Raw genomic sequence first — 18863 nt, forward strand, 5'->3', positions numbered from 1 at the left:
TTAAATTTTACAAAGATTTTCCATTTCGCTAAGGATTCGGGCTTTACGCTTTTCAGAAATTCCCAGATGGTCCAGGTAAAAATCATCGTTTAAAAGTTCCCGGCATAAGACCACATCCCGACTTAATAAAAACTGTTTTTCCCGTGAATTTAATAAAGAGGAAACAGTGATGGGAAATAAACCAATTTGGTCTATTTTGTCTTTTAAAGCCTTTCCTTTTGGTAGATCCCAGCTCAGTAACTTAAGGCCCACACAATTGGCATATTTTCTTGCATCGGCGCTAAATCTGGTATTTGTGGCTACCCAACCTTCTTTGAATTTAAATGTTTCTGAAGGCTTTTCGTTATAAAACTCTTCGATATCCCTAAACCTGGAATGAATATACAAAGGCACTTTCACATCGCTGAATTTTCCCTGCAGACTATGGAATTTACATTCCATTAAAATGTCTTCACCGTCCCTGGTGGCGTGCACATCTACCTCGTGAGATACACATTTTCCCTGGAATTTCACTCCAACATCTACCTGGTACCCGCTATGAAACAGGATGGCGCCAATGAATTTTTCAAAAGGAAAACCTGTGGGCCCCAACTCGAAAATTGCCTTTTTCAGCTTGTATTTTGAAGCTAATAAATTGCTTCTGTTTTTCAACATTTGAAAAGCCCGGTTATAAATTTCTTTAGTACTTATTCCCTCGTATAATTCCGAAGAAATAGCCTGAAGAATATGGTTTATGGTTTCCTGGTCGGCACCAGACCTGCGTAATGAGGCTGCAACTTTCTCTGCAGAGAAACGCACCTTTCTACCCGATGCTTTTTTAATATTTATCTGGTCTTTATGCATATCAAGGAAGTTAAATAAATTTTCAAATTATTCCGGTAGGGGTAACACCAGAATAGGAATTTGTGGCCTTTTGCCCAATTTCTTCAATAGGCTTACAGAAAACAGTTTTTTGAAAAATCCGGGTTTGTTATTGGTTAAGACCAAAACCTGGGAGCGCCGACTTTCGATAAAACTTTGAATTCCTTTGGCAACAGGGATATTGGTTAAGGTATGAAAACTATGACTGCTATCATCCAGCATTTCCTGAATTATTTCTTTGTTGTGTTCCTGAGCTTCAGAAAGTTGCTCTTTTTCCTGAATATGCAATACACGAATGCTTCCGTTTAAATGACTTGCAAATTCTTTAATAAGGTTCATATGCAATTTTGATAGACCGATTCTATAATTTGTGGCAAGTACAATTTCATTTTTTGGTTCATCGAGATGCGCCAGGGGTTCGGGTACCATAAGCACGGGACAGGATCTTATCCTATCTAAAACAGCTAAGGTATTGCTGCCTAGAATTCGGTTTTCAGGATCATTTTCACCGCGGGTTCCCATAACGATCATATCATAATAACGTTTCTCCAGGCTAGCCTCTATGGCTTCGGTTACACTGTTATAGGTGATGATTGGCTTGAAATGATGTTTCGAATTCGGGTTTTGCTGATTTAGCTCCAAAATTAGATCGGTTATTTGCTCTTCGGCTTCCTGCAGAGCTTCATCATAGGCAGGTTCGCCCGGCTCGGGTACCATAAGGCTTTCTGTAGTGAAATATACCGGTTGAAATGCGTGCAGCAAATAAAAATTGCAGCTTTCCTGTTCGTAGATTTTTATAGCATATTTGATAGCATTAAGGCTATTCGCTGAAAAGTCGGTTGGGAGGAGAATATTTTTCATGATCAGGCTGTATATTTTCCCGAAGGAATTACCAAAAAGGGAACTTTGATATGAAATCCGATGCGATTTACCACGGGTCTGAATAAGAGGTTTTCAAAAAAGGAATGCTTGTTATTGATCATTACAAGAAAATCTGCATCTGATTCCTTCTGAAAGTCGTAAATCCCCTGAGTTAGGCTGTTTTTTTCAACACTAAAAAACCTGTGTGGCACCTCCTGCAAGACCGAACTTAATTTCTTCTTGTTTTCTTCCTGGATTGCATTTAGGGTCTCTCCCAGATAAATATGGAGAATCTGGATGGTAGCTTTATGCTCCAGAGCTATAAATTTTAATAATTCAAGTTGATCTTTAGTGTAATCGATGCCGTAATCTGTAGGAAATAAAATTTTCGTCGGATTTTTAAAATCTACCTCAGAGGGCACTGCCAGAAGCGGGCATTTCACTTTTTTCATCGCCTGTACAGTGTTGGTCCCGATGAGGATCTCACGGGCGCCGGTAGCTCCCTGGGTACCCATAACCACAAGATCTATATTTTTTTCTTTTATCTGCTCTTTGATCTCATCTATCAGCAAATTAAAGGATGAAATGATCTCGTAGCTGTGTTTGGAATTTTTTTCGTTTTTCTTCAATTTGGTAAGCATCCGGTTGAGCCCTCGCCTGGAGTTTTCCCGGTACATTTCTTCCAAATCGGGCTGGGTAGAATTATATAACAAATACTCGGTGTCATAGAGCACGGGAGTAAAGGTGTTTAGGAGATAAAACTTACAATCTTCATTTTTAAATAACCTTACCGCGTAGGTCATAGCCTGGTAGGAATTCGAAGAAAAATCGGTGGGTAGAAGAATCTTTTTCATGTTAGTTAATTTTATAAAATTTCCCGGTTATAATTTTGCAACACCAAAAACGGAATTTTAGGTTCAAGCCCAATTCGATCTATAGTAGAGTGAAAAAGTATATCTTCTAAGTAGGTATGCCTGCCGTTTACCATGATGAGCAAATCAATTTTTTCAGTATCTATATAATCCAGAATGGCCTGGGTTTTATCGGGCGCATCGATTTGATGAAATTGAAAATTCAGGTTAACAAACTGCTCTTTTAGAATGATTTGATTGTCTTTTTGCCTGTAAGATTCCAGTGGGAATTTTGAAATATATAGCATATGTATGCTTGCCCTATAGGTTTGAGCCATACAAGCTACCAGCTTTAACTCTCTTTTTTGATAGGGGATAATATAGTTGGTGGGAAAGAGTATACGGCGGGGCATCTCCAACGGAGTTCCCACGGGAATGGCCAGAACCGGGCATTGAACGTATTTCAATACCATTAGGGTATTACTTCCAAAGCTCAAACTGCGATTATTGGTACAGCCACGGGTTCCCATAACGGTGATATCGGCATTTTCGCGATTAATCAAATCGTTAACCTCATCTACCAGGGATCCAAAAATGGAAAGCTTTATAAACTTATGCCTGGGGTTAGGAGAATAGTCTTTAATTTTGGCTTCAAATTCATCAAGAGAATTGTTGGCTTTGGTTTGCACTTTAATTTTAAGTTCATCAAATAACTCCCTGCTTAGATTTTTTTCTTCCGCATAAACCTCATCGGCGAAAGTATGAAGCAGATAGATTTCACTGGTTTCGTGTTTAAATAATTCCACAGCATATTTAAGTGCCTGTAAGGAATTTTCTGAAAAATCGGTGGGTAAAACTATCTTTCTCATAACGGCTTATTTGTAGGATAAAATTACAGCAGCTTTAGGCTGGAAACTATGACTTTAATCAGTAATGATTTGATCGCCGAGGGATTACATTGTTTTAAGTAGGCAGAGGTAGATTGACCATTATCATATTTTTTCGGGATTTTGCTTGCTATTTTTAAGTATTAATTCCTATCGATATGAAAACTATATACATTTATTTGATGAGCTTCCTTATGCCGGCCCTGCTAAGTGGGCAGGTTTTACAGGATGCCGATTTTGTAGGTAATTTCTATAATAGCTATGCCGCTGTGAAAAAAGGCAACCAATGGGCTTTTTTGGATAGCCTGGGAAACCTAAGTGTTGATTTTCGTGATGATTTAATCTATAATGAAAAAGCTTCAGAACGCACCGATTTGGGGGTGGCCTCGCAGAAAAATCCTTTGATGACCGATGGCCTGGCTATTATCAGGAAAATGAAAAATGGAATTCCCTGGTACGGGTTTATAGATGCTAAGGACAATACCGTAATCGAAGCCGATTTTCTTAATGTTTCCGGATTTAAAAATGGCAAAGCCCTGGCAATTAAAGTTGAAGGCAGGGAGTTGGGTAGAAATGACGTGCTGGATAAGCGAATTGTTTCTTATAAATACGATGTGGTACTTATCGACAAAACAGGCGAGGTAGTACAGTATTTGGCAGGACCCTTTCCAGTCTCGGTATCTCCAAAGAAATTAAGGGAGGCCCCTGAAATTTTGGCGCGAAGGCTATCAGAGAATTTGATTGCGGTTAGAAACCCAGATAAGCGCTGGGAAGTACATAAAGTTGAATAAAAAAGAGGGCTGCATTAGCAGCCCTCTTTTTTAAGAAACCTTAATAGATTTCGACTTTTTTTGTCTGGCCCCATCTTTCTTCATAAGCTCCAGTTTTAAAACTCCATCGCGGTATTGAGCCTTTACATCTTTCTCTTCGTCTATGCTATCTGGTAAAGTTAAACTGCGGGAAAAGGAATTATAACTAAACTCCTTTCTAAGATAACCTTCTTTTTTCTCCTCGCTGCTTTCTTCTTTTTCGACCGAAATGTGCAACATCCCGTTGTCTATAGAGATTTTAAAATCATCTTTACTTAGGCCCGGGGCTGCAAGTTCTATTTCATACTCGTTTCCCCGGTCTTTAATATTCATAGCCGGAGTGAAATCTGTATCAAAATCACCGTTAAATATTCGATTCAGGTTAAAAATACCTTTACGGGTATCCATTAAATCTGAAAAGAAAGGGTCATTTTCCATCCAGTTAGACCTGGAAATTGGGCTGCGGCTTTTGCCTGATTTAATGAGTGACATAATTTATATTATTTATGGTTAATAAAAATTTTCAGCTAAAATTAACCTGGAAAAAAAGAGATTAAAATGATAAAAATCAGAATGCTAATTGGCTGATGTTAAATGTTTTGAAGCTTAAAAAATGGAGTTGGTTTTGGGCGGTAAAAACAGAAACAGGAGACCATTGCCTCCTGTTTCCTAAGAAGATATTAAGTTTACTTACTAACACTTTAATTGATATCAGTGATCTTACACTCAGTAAAATATGTATATCAGGTTGCAAATACCTTTGATATCTTCTCAATTTGATTCTTAACTCCAAGAATGTACTTAAAAATCAAATATATTTTTTATTCTGATTATAAAAGTACATCCAAAAATTCCCGAAAAGGATGACAAATATCAATGTTTTTCTTTTTAAGAAATATTTAACTGTTTGAATTACAGCTTATTTGATGCTGTGTAATTTCTGTAAGTCAAGGATTTTAATGTTCCTGCCTTCAATATCAATAAGACCTTCTTTTTTTAAACTGCTAAGACTTCTTATAAAACTTTCAGTAGAAATTCCTGCCACGCTGGCCAAATCGGTGCGAGAAATACGAATTCCTTCCTGGGCATTATCTTTCATAATTTCAGCAAATTGCAGGATGGTATTGGTGGTTTTTTTTAAGACCGATGCATAAGCCATTTCCAGAAGATTTGTCTTTAATGCCGATAATTTATCGCTAAGCATTTGTGCGAGATCCAGCGTTAACCTATGGTTTTGCTGCAATAGTTCCTGAAAGTTCAAACTGCTCAATCTATAGAGATTGGTAGCCTGTAAGGCAGTGGCAGTTTCAGGATATTGAGATAGATTGCGGAAGTAATAAAACCCAAAAAAATCGTTTTTTTTACTAATGCTGGTAATCAATTCTTTTCCATATTCATCCATTCGATGGGTTTTTACCAGGCCTATTTCCACATAATATACAAAGCTCGCGTTTTTACGCTCTTTGTATATGATCTCATTTTTGAAGACTTTGAAAAATTCTCCCTTCTGCAAAAAATAATTTCGAAGTTCTTCGAGGTCGGTAAGTATCGGCTCCTCACCACTGGTTTCGTTTTCAGATAAAAGCTGGTATCGGGCCAGGCGGCTTTTAATGGTATTCAAGAGATCTTCTTCTTTAAAAGGTTTGGTGATATAATCATCGGCTCCCAGGTTCATTCCTTTTCGAATATCCTCAATTTCTGCCCTGGCCGAAAGAAAAACGAAGGGAATCTTATCGAAGTGCTTATTATGCCGCAAGGCCTTAAAAACCTCGTAACCATCCATAATTGGCATTAGAATATCACATACAATGATATCTGGCGGATCTCTAAAGATGCTCTCCAAACCTTCTTTCCCATTCGAAGCCACCTGAACCTCGTATGATTCAAGTTCCAGAATTTCCCTGGTGTTTTCACGCAAGGTTTTATCGTCTTCTATCAGCAAAACCTTTTTCATATACACTGAAATTAAACCCCATAGGGGTGTTGATAACACACATATCAAAAGTCGGGGGGAGGTAGTTTGGGCATTCCCTGATCCTGAAGAGAGGGGGGAATTTGTACCTAAATATACTCAGTATTTTTTAAAATAAATGATAAAAATCAGGATTTTCATTTTCTGAAAATTTAACTCTCAAATCACCTGTATTTACTGGTTATCAATGCTTTTTTGTGGTTCGGGATTAAATAAAATGTTATACTGAAACTGATATTTATCATACCTGGTAAAGCTTAATCTTCCTAATTTAATCGGTTATAAACTGCTTATGAGTCAAATTTAATTCTTACTAACCCCGGAAAATTAAACCTATGAAAACTACCCATAGTTATAGTATAGATCGACTCTATACAAACCTCGGAAAGCTATTTTATGCCATAGCCGCAGCCGATAAAAACATTAATTCTGCAGAAATCAAAGCTTTAAAAGATTTTGTTCAAAAAGAATGGTTGAAAGTCGATGATTTAGAAGACGAATTTGGTACCGATGCAGCTTACCAAATTGAAATTATGTTCGATTTGTTGATGGAAAATCCACCTGAAGCCGCAGATGCCTTCCAGGATTTTAAAGACTTTAAAGCCCGGCACGAAAACCTGTTTTCCGCAGAGATTAAAAAGCTCACCTGGAAAACCGCCGATGCCATTGCTGCGGCCTTTGCAGGAAAGAATAAATCTGAAGTGATTATGCTTTCCAAATTAAAAGCGATCCTTAAATCCTAAATTATGCAAAGCCTAATTTGCCAAAGCTGTGGCCATAACTTTACACCCGATTTTAGCGGTACTATGCGGGATCATAGTCTTAACGAAGACTATTGCTTCAATTGCTTTAAAAACGGTGAGTTTACCAGGCCTGCCTTAACCTTACATGAGCTGGAGGTTGAATTACTGGAAAAAGCCGAATTACATGAAGAAATTAGTCTCGAAGAAGCCAGGCAGGTCATTAAACGCCTGCCCGATCATAAAAGATGGCGCCTGGCAAATATTTAAGGGCCGGGAGGAATTATATCATAGCTTTTATAGCCGGGTTTTGACCGGGGCGTGGGTATTTCCCATTTTATAAATTCTTTTATAAACTCACCAACTTTTTCCAGAATTAAACTTTCGGTAATTTCAGAAGGACTATAGATGCCAAGTTCCACAATGTCTTTATCTGCCGGCATCCAATTGTCGGTTAAAGGAAAAACTACTATTATATCTATATCACCATTGTATAATTGGGAAAAAATAAGCGCACCACCGGGTAAGAGATTAAAAGCCGGTAATTGAGCGCTTTTATCGGCAAATTTTTCAGGAAAGCTTTCAAAGGTTATGTTGACCGCTTCGGTAGCATGAATCCAGTTTAGATGCTGCACTTTCCAACCAATAGGATAGGTTTTTACCACCCGATGAAGTGTATTCAAAATAAGATTTTTGGTTTCTCGCTGCCATAACAAACGCTTATCCAATAAATTTTGGATCGAGTTATTATATTCATTTACCCGTTCTTCCAAATGTTCCAGTTTCATCCTTAATAGGTTTCGTTATAGCTAAGCACCGGGATTTTTATTTTTGATTGCAACTCCTGCACTAAATCATTGTAAAAAATGCCGCTGCGTTCCGGCCGGGGTGCTCTTTCAAGTATCACCACTAAATCTGCCGAATTTCGCTTAATTACAGTTTGCAGGCCTTTAAGCCTATCTTCAGAAAATATAACCGAGAAATCCAGGTGCTCGTATTTTATTTTCTCCTGAAGGCTTTGCTTAAACCATCCCAGGAGATTTTTGATCATTAACTCATCTTCATTGGAAATGTGCACCACCACGATTTTAACAGGCTCGGGTTTAAAGAGCTGAATCAATTTCCCAATGTGGAAGATATCTTCCTGCTCATAATCTGAAGCGTATAATAAATTAGTTGGATGTTTATATTGATAATTGGGGGGAACGACCAAAACCGGCACGGTAGAGTTTGTCATCAAAGTCCTCACTGTACTGCCTAAAAAGAAGCGTTCTACGGCTCCCAGACCTGCCGTTCCCATTATGAGCAGATCAAATTTCAAATCTTTTATAAAGCCGGAAATTTGCTTTTTCGGATTTCCCATTCGCACTGCCCAGCTAATATCTAAATCATCCTGAGAACTTTCAAGGTGCAGGCTGGTGAAGGCTTCCAGATCTTTATGTTTTTGAAGCAAATAAGCCTTTTCATTCTCCTTTTCTACTTTCTCTGCAATATGAAGCACGATAAGTTCGGCATCCAGCAATTTGCTTAGCCCGGCAGCGTAGTTTAAAGCTGCTACCGAATTTTTTGAAAAATCGGTAGTGTAGATTAATTTTTTCATTTTCAGAGTTTTAAATAAAATTAAATCAAGTCTACTGCTTAAAGTATGATATTGCTCAATTTTGATTTGAGTCCTGAATCCTGGCCTTCTCTTTTTCCTGCTGCCGCTCCAATCTTCTAAAATAACCTCTGAATAGGAAGTTATGCTTTAAGGCTTCCATATTCTCTTCAAATTTTCTGGTAGCCGCTTCTATATTCTTTATGCTCATATCTAGATTTTCAACAAATACACTATCCTTAACCACATAATTAATTCCGCCGCGGGCTTCCTTAATTTCCCGGCTGTAATCTTTTAAGTTTTCACTTAAGGCTTCAATATTTTCAGAAGAATTTTCAAGGTTCTCCAGTAAATTTTTTATTTGTATTGCAGCGCTGCTATCAGAGAGTAAAGTTGCAGCGATGCTGTTTTCGTTATATTCTATTTTTTGACTTAATTGCTGAAGCCTGGAAAGCGTAATTGAAGCCGATTGGCTACTTTTATTAATGTTCACAAGACTTTGCTGAAGATTGTTGGCCATTAGAGAATCTTTAAGCAAATGACCCAGCACCCCTTCACCCGCATTGATAGCGTTGGTGATCTTCAACAAATCTGAAGTAAGTAAAGCTGCATTTTCATTGGTTTTATTAAGAGTGAAAAGCATATCGGCAGTGGCCACCTGGCTTACCGATTCTAAAGTGTCTCCGGCTTTAATTGTTAGACCATCCTTATTTTCACCGGGCATTAAGTTAACCACCATACTTCCAACCAAACCATCGGAATTGATCATAGCCTGGGATGATTTTCTAATGAACCTGGCCGATTTTTCATCGATAAGCATATCCACATTAATAGCCGTATCATTGAGAATGTTGATCGCTTTCACGGTACCTACGTTCACCCCCGAGTATCTTACATTATTTCCGGTTTGCAGGCCATTGGTATTTTTGAATACAGAAGTGATTTGGGTGGTGCTGGAAAACAGGCTTTTTTTCTGGCCAATTAAATATACTGCAAGCACCAGTAAGATGAGACCAATTATGACAAATAGCCCAAGGGTAAATTTTTGTGTATTACTTGTTTTCATATCATCAATTATTTAAAAAAGGCCTGAATATTTGGATCTTTTGAGGCCGTTAATTCAGCATAGGTGCCTTCTGCATAATTTAGTCCATCGAGTAAAAGAATAATTCGATTTGAAATCACCCTGGCGCAGTCTACATCGTGGGTGATGATTAGCGCACTGGTGTTATATTTCTTCTGAATGCTAATCATGAGCTGTATAATTTCTTTAGCGGTTATCGGGTCTAAGCCCGTGGTTGGTTCATCGTAAAATATTATATCGGGCTTTAGAATCAGGGCTCGGGCCAGGGCAACCCTGCGCTGCATCCCACCCGAAAGTTCGGCCGGCATTAGCTCCAGTGCTTTTTCCAGGCCTACGTTATGTAAGGCTTCCCGAACCCTGTCTTCGGTTTCGGCTTCAGTTAAATTAGAATGCCGTCTTAAGGGAAATTCCAGGTTTTCTCTTACCGTCATGGAATCGTACAGTGCACTTCCCTGAAAAAGAAAACCTATATGAGATCTTAATTCATCCATTTCAGTTTGTTTCATTACAGAAAGATCCTTCCCCAAAATTTCCACCTGCCCGGCATCGGGTTGCATCAGGCCCACCATACATTTAATCATCACCGATTTGCCCGACCCAGACCTTCCCATTAAAACCAGGTTTTCCCCTTTAAATAATTCAAGATTAAAGTCGTTCAAAACTTTGTTTTCACCAAAAGCCTTGTATAAATTCGAGATCCTGATTACCGGGTTTTGCGCCTTCATTTTAGTTGTAAAAAATATCGGTTATAAAAACGGCGATAAAATCGAGGATGAACAACAATAAAGAAGTAAAAACCACGGCTGAATTGCTCGCTTTTCCTACCCCGGCGGTACCTTTTTTACTGTTATAACCCTTAAAAGTACCCACCAGGCCAATGGCAAAACCAAAAAAAAATGTCTTGATGGTTGCCGGAATCAAATCGCTAAACTCCAGCGCTTCAAATACCTGGTTAAAGTACAAAGTGAAAGACACCTGTCCTTTGATATTTTCAACCAGGGCCGACCCAAATAAAGCTATGGCATCACCAATAATCACCAATAAGGGAAGCATTAAGGTTGCCGCCAAAATTCGGGTGACCACTAGAAACTTAAACGGATTGGTTCCAGAAACTTCCATGGCATCGATTTGTTCGGTGACCCGCATGCTGCCTAATTCTGCGCCAATTCCAGAACCAATTCGGCCTGCACAGATTAGGGCTATCATTACCGGCCCGATTTCTCTAACTATAGAAATGCTAATCATTGAGGGCATCCAGGACACCGCTCCAAATTCTAAAAGGGTGGGCCTGGACTGCAGGGTAAAAACCAACCCAAGTATAAAGCCGGTAACAGCTACCAAAAGCAAAGACTTTACCCCAAGATTATAACACTGCCTAATAAGTTCTTTAAACTCAAAAGGCGGGCTAATTACCTCCCTGAAGTATCGCCCTGCAAATTGACTCAGCTCTCCAATTTCAATGAAAAAAGACCTGAATTTACTGGTTGGGCTTCCGGCTGTGCTCATAATTACCTGATCAATCCTATAAAATTAAAGCCTGTACAGTCTCAAATAAATGATAAGCATCAGTATTAAACCACAAAGGGCTGTTTTGAAAGTGGGGATTCCGTATTCCAGCAGAGATTGAGGCCCGATTTCAGTTTAAAAAATCCCCCCGATAAACCGAAAAAAAACAAAACATTATAATCTGATTAGGATTTATGGTTTGTTTAATTTTAAATTTTAAGACAAATAGGAAAATTTAAATTTAAATCACACTTAACTACTTGGAAATAAGTATCTTATTTAGTTAATTTAAAGCCGATCCAATTATTTCATTATTTTGAACATTCATTTTTGTAAGAATTTTACTAAATTTTTTCAGGTATATCCGTTAGTTAAAATTTGGTTTACATTAAGAAAGTTAGGTTTTAACCGGTATTTTTGATACTTTGAATAAATTCTATAGATTTTTAATATATATCTGGATTTTTTAATGACACCATCACAAGCATCCAACTCACCTTCAACTGTTTCAGATAATAATTACCTTGCTCAGGATACCCGCATTGTGGCCGTTGGTGCCAGTGCCGGTGGTCTGGAAGCACTTAAGGCTTTTTTTCAGAATATCTCTGAAACCGATAAAAACGCCTATGTGGTTATTCAGCATTTATCACCCGATTATAAGAGTATGATGGGCGAGTTGTTGTCAAAACACACCAATTTACCTATCGTAGAAATTGAGGATAAAATGGAGGTGAAGCAGGGACACATTTATTTGATTCCCCCTGTGAATAACCTGGTGTTGGAAGATGGGATGCTGCATCTTGTGGATAAACCTAAAAATCAGAGTTTAAATCTGCCTATAGATATGTTTTTTACCTCCCTGGCTAATGCATATAAAGAAAGAGCTATTGGGGTGGTACTTAGCGGAACGGGAAGTGATGGTACCCGTGGAGTTAGAGCGATTAAGGAGTATGACGGAATGGTGATGGTACAGGAACCTGAAGAGGCAAAATTCGATGGTATGCCAACCAGTGCAATAAATACCGGGCTGGTAGATTATATACTTCCGGTCGCCGAAATGGGAGATGAACTTCAGGATTTTATCACGGCTCCGCCAGTAATCGAGACAAATAATGGCGAGTTAAACTATGACCAGGAACAGCTTACGAAAATCCTGAAATTCGTAGATGAAAAAACAGGTCTTGATTTTAGGGAATATAAGCATGCTACGCTTGCCCGTAGAATTTCCCGTCGAATGAATGTTTGTAAATGCCGCAGTTTAAACGAATATTATGATTTCCTGTCTTCGAATGAAGAAGAAGTGGATATTTTATACCGTGAATTTTTAATTGGGGTGACTAAATTTTTCAGGGATCAGTCGGTTTGGAAGGTGATGCGTGAAAAGGTAATTCCCGAATTGGTTGCTTCTAAACAGGATGGCGAAATCCTTAAAGTTTGGGATGTTGCCTGTAGCAGTGGAGAAGAGGCCTATACCCTGGCAATGAGTATAGATGCAGAAATCGAAAAGCAAAATAAGAAAGTAGATCTCAAAGTTTTTGCTACAGATATATCTACAAAACATCTGGAAATTGGTAGTAAAGGCCTGTACCCCGAAAGTATAGTAGCCGATATAGACCCCGATTTACTGCTCAAATATTTTCTTAGTAGAACCAATGGTTACCAGGTTGTGGAGAAACTACGGCGAATGGTGATTTTTTCAAGGCATAATATTATAAAAAACCCACCTTTCAGTAATATGGATATGGTGGTATGTCGTAATCTCCTTATCTATTTCCAACCCGGAATTCAAAACAAAGCCCTGAATGTGCTTCATTATGCCTTAAAGGAAAATGGAATACTGTTGCTGGGAACCAGTGAAAATGTTTATAACCACAGGGAAGATTTCGAGGTAATAAGTAAGGAAGGGAAGATCTATAAAAATATAAACCCCAGCCGTAAATTAAAATCGGGCTTATCTACTTCGGCGACAAACGGGTTGATTCAAAACCGAAAATATAAAGAGCGCACTACCAGAAATCACAGGAGTGCTGCCGGCAGTATGAAACAAAAATTAAGCGAAGAGCTTAATGAGAGCATTATGGAAGCCTTTGGTGGCGCCAGCGTTTTCATAGATTCTGAATTTAATATCCTGCAGGCTGTGGGTGAATTTAGAAAGTATGCTAATTTACCGGTAAGTGGCTTTTCTATCAATTTGCTGGATATGCTGGGTTCAGATTTAAGGCCGGTAGTGATGACCAGTCTTAAAAAAGCTGAAGCTGATAATGACAAGGTGATTTACAAAGAGGCTGTATATCAACATAATGGCGAGAAAAAGGGTGTGGATATTATAGTTAAGCCCTTTATGAGTAAAAGTGTTGATAATGATACGAATTTCGTAATCACTTTTATAGAAACCACGATTAAGACTGAAAAACTGACCCAGGTAGATAAAGTTAGTATTAGCAAACGTACCAAGGAATATGTTACCAGTCTGGAAGAGGAATTGAAATTAACCAAAGAAGAATTACAAACTTCTTTGGAAGAAATTGAAACCAGTAATGAGGAGTTACAGGCTGCTAACGAAGAATTGTTAGCCTCTAATGAAGAATTGCAGAGTACCAACGAGGAATTACAAAGCGTTAATGAAGAAATCAATACGGTAAACGCTGAAAATATTCAAAAGGTAGAAGACCTTGCAGCTCTTAATGCCGATATGAATAACCTGCTTGATAGCACTCAAATTGGCACCATTTTCCTCGATAAAGATTTGCGCATCCGTAAATTCACGCCTGCAATAAAGGATCACTTTAATCTAATTAATAGTGATGTGGGAAGACCTCTGGAGCATTTCACGTCAAGTATGGGGAAAAATAACCTTATCCCTAGTTGTAGAAGGGTTTTAAAATCTGGAAATGTGCTTGAAAAAGCCATAATCACCTCAAAAGGAGAGCACTTTTTAAGACGAATTTCGCCTTATTTCAATACAGAAAAGGAAGTAAACGGGGTAGTGGTCACCTTTATAGACATTAGTTTGTTGCAGAGATCCAAAGAAAAACTAATTGCCAGCGAAAAGCGCTTTAAGTCTTTCTATGAAGAAGATCCTGTGATGCATATAAGCATAGACCCCCAAACCTCCTTAATTGTACAGTGTAATAAACGCACGGTTTCGAATCTGGGTTACGATTCTCACGAAGATCTTATTGGGAAGCCAATTTTTGACCTCTATGATGAAGAAGCTCAGATAAAGGCTTTGAAATCCAATAAAACCTTCCAGGAAAAAGGAGAGCTGGTGAATATTGAGCAAAATATGCTCACTAAAGACGGAAAAACTTTACCCGTTATTTTAAATGCCACTGCCGAAAAGGATGAGGCAGATAATATAATTACTATCAGATATTCCTGTGTGGATATTTCAGGAATTCGCCAGGTTGAAGATAAATTGAAAGAACAAAAAGCCGATTTGGAAAGAGCAAATCGCGACCTGGAACAGTTTGTTTCTATTTGTTCACACGATTTACAGGAGCCACTTTCAACCATTAAATTTGGAAGTGATGTGTTAGGGAAGATGTATGCCAAAAACCTTGACGAAAAAGGGCAGAATTATATAAAATATATAGAGGAAGCTTCTACAAGGCTTTCGGCCCAGATCAAGGCCTTATTGGAGTATTCCAGAATTGGCCGAAGCGGTAATAAATCGCTTGTAGATGTAAAAGAAGTAGTAGAAATAGTAAAGTACGATCTCGGTAAAAGTATTCGGGATACAAAGGCCAAAGTACACGTGGGTAAAATGCCTAAATTAAAAGGTTATGAAATCGAGCTGAGATTGCTGTTTCAAAATCTTATAGGAAATGCGATTAAATATACCCGTGAAGACCAGACCCCCGAAGTTCGTATAAATTCTTATCGCGAAGGAGAGTTCTGGGTATTCTCGGTGATGGATAATGGAGTGGGAATTGCCGAAGAAGATCAAAAAAATATTTTTACGATTTTTAACCGGGTAAGAGGAACCGAAGCAAAAGATGGCACCGGAGTGGGCCTTGCGCATGTTGAAAAAATTGTTCAATTGCACGAAGGTAACATTTGGGTAGATTCGCAGGTTGGCGTTGGTAGTACTTTTTACTTTAAGCTAAAAGCTAATTAATGACCAAACTAAAAGACGCTTACCCCTATAAAGTCGATCTTAGTAATTGTGAAAAAGAACCTATACATATTATAGGTAAGGCACAGTCACATGGTGTGATTCTGGCTTGCAATTCCCAGACCTGGGAAATCACTCAATTAAGCGATAATACCGAAAAGTTCTTCGGAATAAAAACCCGGGATTTACTGGGAACATCGCTTCGCGATTTAATTGGAGAAGATAAATTACAACAGGTAGCCGAAGGTTTTAATGAAAAAATTAGCTTCGTTCCTGTTAAGATTACGCTCAATAATTTAGAGTTTTTAATGCTTCCGCATTATTCGGGAGAAAATCTGGTTATAGATTTTGAGCCTGCAGGCAAATTGTGGGATTCGTTGTTTTTTCAGCAGCAACTCACCTGGATCTTAAATAGATTGAGTGCGGCTCCCGATTTGGAAGCAATATGCCGGGAAACGGCGATTATCACCAGGAATATTTTTGAGTACGACCGGGTGATGATCTACAAATTTGATGAGGAATGGAACGGGGAGGTGATTGCCGAAGAAAAAAAGGAAGACCTTGATAGCTGGCTTGGCCTTCATTATCCTTCAACCGATATCCCGGCACAGTCGCGAAAAATGTTTTTGAAGAACAAAGTTCGTATCATCACCGATGTAAATTATTCGCCGGTGCCTCTGGTGCCCGAAATTTCTCCCGTTACTAACGAACCCTTAGATTTAAGCCTTTCCCAGCTAAGAGGCGTATCGCCTATTCATATTGAATACTTGCAAAATATGAAGGTAGGAGCCTCCTTAACAGCAGCTATTATCGTTAGCGGAAAGCTATGGGGTTTAATTACCTGCCATCATTCTACTTCAAAATTCATTAATTACTTTCAACGGGAAACCTGTAGATTTTTAACTCAGGTTTTTGCAAATCAGCTTAGTTTGCGCAGCAATGAAAAATTCATTGAAAAAAACCGCTTAAGTGACGGAATTCGTGCAAAACTGGTGAAACAAATGCAACGCAATATAGGCTTATCTGAAGCCTTAATAAAAAATGAAACTCTCTTTACCAGGCTCATCGAATGTACCGGTGGTGCCGTGGTTTTGGATGGGGAAATTGCGCTTACAGGTAAAACTCCAGACAAATCTCAATTAGAGAGTTTTGTAAATGAATTTTTACAGCATCAGGATGAGCACGTTTTTTTCAGTAAAAATATTTCTGCTGTTTATGCCCCGGGAGCCGATTTTCGTGAATCGGCTTCAGGAATACTGAGTTTGCGTATTGGAGAAGACCGCAATAACTATTTGTTATGGTTTAGACCAGAAATTTCAGAAACGGTTTCCTGGGGTGGTAATCCGCAGAATAAAGCTTCCTATAATGAAAAGGAAAAAAGAATAAGTCCGCGTAAATCTTTCGAAAAATGGACTGAAAAACTGCGGGGAGTATCCCAAACCTGGCAGGATTATGAGATTAGCGCCGCCCGTTTGCTGCGGGAAAGTATTAGCCACGTAATCATAGAAAAGCAAAAGGAGAAAATTGAGCTTTTAAATACCGAGCTAACCAGGGCCAATGAGGAAATGGAATTGTTTAGTTATAGTATTTCACACGATTTAAGAGCGCCTCTAAGAGGAATCGAGGGATTTGTAAAAATACTTCAGGAAGATCATTCCGAAGAATTCTCAAACGAGGTAAAAGAGTTGCTGAATACCGTGCTGCGATCTGCTGAAAATATGGATGAGCTCATCGATGAGCTATTGTCGCTGTTTAAAATTACAAAAGGAGAAATTAACAAGCATGAATTAGAATTAAAGGAGCTGATTAAGGATGTTTTGCAAACTCAAAATCCAGATGTGGCTTATCCCGATTCTAAAATTATAATAAAGGAGGATTTGCCCAGGCTTTCTGCAGATAAACGAATGCTTACCCAATTGCTGTCGAATTTAATTGGAAATGCCTTAAAATATTCTTCAAAAACTGAAAATGCAGTGGTGGAGATTGGCAGTTTGCATAGAAACGGGAAACAAACTATCTATATAAAAGATAATGGCCCGGGATTTGATCCTTCAAAGACCGAAGCAGTTTTTGATATATTCACCCGTTTTGCTTCAAATGAATTTAAAGGAACGGGGATAGGTCTTGCAGTGGTTAAGAGAATTGTCGAAAAACATCACGGCAGGGTTTGGGCCGAAACCAAACCGGGAGAGGGCAGTTGCTTTTACTTTCACCTGTAATAAATGAGAGCTTAATAATGGTATTTTGCCTATTTTTGAATTTTAAGTTAAACGATGATTAAAACCCCTTTACGCATACTATTAGTAGAAGATCAGGATACCGATGTTGTACTCATAAAAAGGCAAATAAAAAAGGTCGTTGAAAAGCCTGAAATAGAAGTGGTTCAGGACCTGGAAAACTGCAGGGAACGATTGTTGAATTTTGTTCCAGATGTTGTTTTATCAGATTATAACCTGCCTACCTGCAACGGATTGGATGTTTTAGAACTCACCCAAACTATCGATGACAATATTCCCTTAATCTTCATTACCGGTACCTTGGAAGATGAAGAATTGGCTGCAAACACGATTCTCTCAGGAGCCTCGGGATTTATCTTAAAAAAGCATATGGATGTGCTGGGTGAAAAATTAAAGCCCTTGCTGAAAAAGGTGGTTTATAATATGGTAGCTCACGAAGAATTACGGGAGCGCATTAGAAGAAATAAAATCGCCGTTAACCAGATATATAAATATTTGGATAATATGCATACCGATAATAAAGAGCAGCGGGAAAATATTGCAAAGATTAGAAGCAATATAGGAGAAATAAATATTGACGATGATGATGAAAATGCTTGATCACCTAAGAGAGGAAACCAAAGTTCTTCACGAAGAAATCGAAAAAGATAATCTTGCGGCAGGCATAATGACGCATCAAATAAGCCTGGAAGAATATAAACTGCTGCTTTTACAAAATTATTTGGCTTACAGGCAAATTGAGGAGCAGGTTCAGCCCTACCTGGAAAACTGGGATTCTACCAAAAGTTCGAGATTAAAACAGGATCTTGATAATTTAAATGTTAATACTGAAGGTATTCCTACTCCCAGTCTTAAAATTAGCAATGAGGCTGAAGCCTTTGGAGCAGCTTACGTGTTGGAAGGCTCTGCCCTGGGCGGGATAATGATTGCCAAAGAAATACCCAATTGCGAGGCCCTGGCACATTTGCCGAAACAATCTTTTTTCTCTCCGGAAAGAGAACATATGCAAGGCTGGAATGACTTTTTAAAGCGAGTACGCAACGCTGAGTTTAGCCAGCTTGAAATTGAACAGGCCGGAAAGAAAGCCCGGGAAACCTTTTTATTCTTTCATCAAATTTTCCAGACCACCCCGGAAATTTCCGGGTCCTAATTTCCCGGAAATACATAGAAACCCTAGGTGTAGGTTTATATAATTGCTCTTAAATTTGGGAAGCAGAAAGTAACCTATTCCCCCCGTACATTTTAAATCCCCCCTTTTTTAATAATTTTTGCTATACGCGGCCCAAATGTGCCATAATCTTAATCTTAAAATGTTAGGTACTAACCTAATACGAATTATTA

Annotated in this window: 18 protein-coding genes; 7 read left to right on the plus strand and 11 right to left on the minus strand. The window is 38.5% G+C overall.

The features are described from left to right. Genes ACW6QP_RS05915 through ACW6QP_RS05930 form a run of 4 tightly spaced genes read right to left on the minus strand, consistent with a single transcriptional unit; the run spans window position 1 to window position 3442 of the window. Window positions 1–843, minus strand: coding sequence for a restriction endonuclease (locus ACW6QP_RS05915; protein ID WP_457909935.1), 843 nt, complete (start codon window positions 841–843; stop codon window positions 1–3). A 27-nt stretch (window positions 844–870) separates the two neighbouring features. Beyond that, the gene (locus tag ACW6QP_RS05920; RefSeq protein ID WP_457909936.1) at window positions 871–1722 is read right to left on the minus strand and encodes a universal stress protein; all 852 of its coding nucleotides are present in this window, start codon (window positions 1720–1722) and stop codon (window positions 871–873) included. Between the two features lie 2 nt (window positions 1723–1724). Beyond that, the gene (locus ACW6QP_RS05925) at window positions 1725–2576 is read right to left on the minus strand and encodes a universal stress protein (protein WP_457909937.1); all 852 of its coding nucleotides are present in this window, start codon (window positions 2574–2576) and stop codon (window positions 1725–1727) included. 11 nt (window positions 2577–2587) lie between these two features. After that, window positions 2588–3442, minus strand: a complete 855-nt coding sequence (locus tag ACW6QP_RS05930) for a universal stress protein (protein WP_457909938.1) — start codon at window positions 3440–3442, stop codon at window positions 2588–2590. Between the two features lie 176 nt (window positions 3443–3618). On the opposite strand from ACW6QP_RS05930, the gene ACW6QP_RS05935 reads away from it, so the two are divergent. Further along, a complete protein-coding gene (locus tag ACW6QP_RS05935) occupies window positions 3619–4251 on the plus strand; it encodes a WG repeat-containing protein (protein WP_457909939.1) in 633 nt (210 codons plus the stop codon). A 30-nt stretch (window positions 4252–4281) separates the two neighbouring features. Here the strand turns inward: ACW6QP_RS05935 and ACW6QP_RS05940 are convergent, their stop codons facing one another. Then, window positions 4282–4761 (minus strand): Hsp20/alpha crystallin family protein, encoded by a 480-nt coding sequence (locus ACW6QP_RS05940; protein WP_457909940.1) that lies wholly within the window; start codon window positions 4759–4761, stop codon window positions 4282–4284. Between the two features lie 427 nt (window positions 4762–5188). After that, a complete protein-coding gene (locus ACW6QP_RS05945; RefSeq protein ID WP_457909941.1) occupies window positions 5189–6223 on the minus strand; it encodes a response regulator in 1035 nt (344 codons plus the stop codon). 353 nt (window positions 6224–6576) lie between these two features. Here ACW6QP_RS05945 and ACW6QP_RS05950 point away from each other — a divergent pair, with 353 nt between their 5' ends. Together ACW6QP_RS05950 and ACW6QP_RS05955 are read left to right on the plus strand one after the other, a co-directional pair. Beyond that, a complete protein-coding gene (locus ACW6QP_RS05950) occupies window positions 6577–6984 on the plus strand; it encodes a hypothetical protein (RefSeq protein ID WP_457909942.1) in 408 nt (135 codons plus the stop codon). Between the two features lie 3 nt (window positions 6985–6987). Further along, a complete protein-coding gene (locus ACW6QP_RS05955) occupies window positions 6988–7251 on the plus strand; it encodes a zinc ribbon domain-containing protein (protein ID WP_457909943.1) in 264 nt (87 codons plus the stop codon). Here ACW6QP_RS05955 and ACW6QP_RS05960 read toward each other — a convergent pair. The 5 genes from ACW6QP_RS05960 to ACW6QP_RS05980 are packed head-to-tail and all read right to left on the minus strand — an operon-like array spanning window position 7248 to window position 11168. Then, on the minus strand, window positions 7248–7769 hold the full coding sequence (locus ACW6QP_RS05960; protein ID WP_457909944.1) for a hypothetical protein: 522 nt from the start codon (window positions 7767–7769) through the stop codon (window positions 7248–7250). The two genes, ACW6QP_RS05955 and ACW6QP_RS05960, sit on opposite strands and share 4 nt — an antisense overlap. 2 nt (window positions 7770–7771) lie before the next feature. Then, window positions 7772–8581, minus strand: a complete 810-nt coding sequence (locus ACW6QP_RS05965) for a universal stress protein (protein WP_457909945.1) — start codon at window positions 8579–8581, stop codon at window positions 7772–7774. Between the two features lie 55 nt (window positions 8582–8636). After that, complete coding sequence (locus tag ACW6QP_RS05970; RefSeq protein WP_457909946.1) at window positions 8637–9644, minus strand: MlaD family protein; 1008 nt, start codon at window positions 9642–9644, stop codon at window positions 8637–8639. Window positions 9645–9652: 8 nt separating this feature from the next. Then, complete coding sequence (locus ACW6QP_RS05975) at window positions 9653–10387, minus strand: ABC transporter ATP-binding protein (RefSeq protein WP_457909947.1); 735 nt, start codon at window positions 10385–10387, stop codon at window positions 9653–9655. 1 nt (window position 10388) lies between these two features. After that, window positions 10389–11168, minus strand: coding sequence for an MlaE family ABC transporter permease (locus ACW6QP_RS05980; RefSeq protein ID WP_457909948.1), 780 nt, complete (start codon window positions 11166–11168; stop codon window positions 10389–10391). A 469-nt stretch (window positions 11169–11637) separates the two neighbouring features. Here ACW6QP_RS05980 and ACW6QP_RS05985 point away from each other — a divergent pair, with 469 nt between their 5' ends. Genes ACW6QP_RS05985 through ACW6QP_RS06000 form a run of 4 tightly spaced genes read left to right on the plus strand, consistent with a single transcriptional unit; the run spans window position 11638 to window position 18672 of the window. Further along, window positions 11638–15288 carry a chemotaxis protein CheB gene (locus ACW6QP_RS05985; RefSeq protein WP_457909949.1) on the plus strand — a complete coding sequence of 1217 codons (3651 nt, stop codon included), beginning with the start codon at window positions 11638–11640 and terminating at the stop codon, window positions 15286–15288. Further along, a complete protein-coding gene (locus ACW6QP_RS05990; RefSeq protein WP_457909950.1) occupies window positions 15288–17504 on the plus strand; it encodes an ATP-binding protein in 2217 nt (738 codons plus the stop codon). Before ACW6QP_RS05985 ends, ACW6QP_RS05990 begins: the two co-directional genes overlap by 1 nt. 54 nt (window positions 17505–17558) lie before the next feature. Next, window positions 17559–18122 (plus strand): response regulator, encoded by a 564-nt coding sequence (locus ACW6QP_RS05995; protein WP_457909951.1) that lies wholly within the window; start codon window positions 17559–17561, stop codon window positions 18120–18122. Continuing rightward, window positions 18103–18672 carry a biliverdin-producing heme oxygenase gene (locus tag ACW6QP_RS06000; RefSeq protein WP_457909952.1) on the plus strand — a complete coding sequence of 190 codons (570 nt, stop codon included), beginning with the start codon at window positions 18103–18105 and terminating at the stop codon, window positions 18670–18672. Before ACW6QP_RS05995 ends, ACW6QP_RS06000 begins: the two co-directional genes overlap by 20 nt. Window positions 18673–18863: the final 191 nt, after the last annotated feature.

Source organism: Salegentibacter haimaensis (assembly GCF_054121495.1).

Excerpts from the sequence above, each read along its gene's own strand:
- ACW6QP_RS05990 (WP_457909950.1), top strand. The coding sequence starts at position 15,288 with ATGACCAAACTAAAAGACGCTTACCCCTATAAAGTCGATCTTAGTAAT.
- ACW6QP_RS05955 (WP_457909943.1), top strand. The coding sequence starts at position 6,988 with ATGCAAAGCCTAATTTGCCAAAGCTGTGGCCATAACTTTACACCCGAT.
- ACW6QP_RS05935 (WP_457909939.1), top strand. The coding sequence starts at position 3,619 with ATGAAAACTATATACATTTATTTGATGAGCTTCCTTATGCCGGCCCTG.
- ACW6QP_RS05930 (WP_457909938.1), bottom strand. The coding sequence starts at position 3,442 with ATGAGAAAGATAGTTTTACCCACCGATTTTTCAGAAAATTCCTTACAG.
- ACW6QP_RS05950 (WP_457909942.1), top strand. The coding sequence starts at position 6,577 with ATGAAAACTACCCATAGTTATAGTATAGATCGACTCTATACAAACCTC.
- ACW6QP_RS05960 (WP_457909944.1), bottom strand. The coding sequence starts at position 7,769 with ATGAAACTGGAACATTTGGAAGAACGGGTAAATGAATATAATAACTCG.
- ACW6QP_RS05925 (WP_457909937.1), bottom strand. The coding sequence starts at position 2,576 with ATGAAAAAGATTCTTCTACCCACCGATTTTTCTTCGAATTCCTACCAG.
- ACW6QP_RS05920 (WP_457909936.1), bottom strand. The coding sequence starts at position 1,722 with ATGAAAAATATTCTCCTCCCAACCGACTTTTCAGCGAATAGCCTTAAT.
- ACW6QP_RS05980 (WP_457909948.1), bottom strand. The coding sequence starts at position 11,168 with ATGAGCACAGCCGGAAGCCCAACCAGTAAATTCAGGTCTTTTTTCATT.
- ACW6QP_RS05985 (WP_457909949.1), top strand. The coding sequence starts at position 11,638 with ATGACACCATCACAAGCATCCAACTCACCTTCAACTGTTTCAGATAAT.
- ACW6QP_RS05965 (WP_457909945.1), bottom strand. The coding sequence starts at position 8,581 with ATGAAAAAATTAATCTACACTACCGATTTTTCAAAAAATTCGGTAGCA.
- ACW6QP_RS05945 (WP_457909941.1), bottom strand. The coding sequence starts at position 6,223 with ATGAAAAAGGTTTTGCTGATAGAAGACGATAAAACCTTGCGTGAAAAC.
- ACW6QP_RS05940 (WP_457909940.1), bottom strand. The coding sequence starts at position 4,761 with ATGTCACTCATTAAATCAGGCAAAAGCCGCAGCCCAATTTCCAGGTCT.
- ACW6QP_RS06000 (WP_457909952.1), top strand. The coding sequence starts at position 18,103 with ATGATGATGAAAATGCTTGATCACCTAAGAGAGGAAACCAAAGTTCTT.
- ACW6QP_RS05970 (WP_457909946.1), bottom strand. The coding sequence starts at position 9,644 with ATGAAAACAAGTAATACACAAAAATTTACCCTTGGGCTATTTGTCATA.
- ACW6QP_RS05975 (WP_457909947.1), bottom strand. The coding sequence starts at position 10,387 with ATGAAGGCGCAAAACCCGGTAATCAGGATCTCGAATTTATACAAGGCT.
- ACW6QP_RS05915 (WP_457909935.1), bottom strand. The coding sequence starts at position 843 with ATGCATAAAGACCAGATAAATATTAAAAAAGCATCGGGTAGAAAGGTG.
- ACW6QP_RS05995 (WP_457909951.1), top strand. The coding sequence starts at position 17,559 with ATGATTAAAACCCCTTTACGCATACTATTAGTAGAAGATCAGGATACC.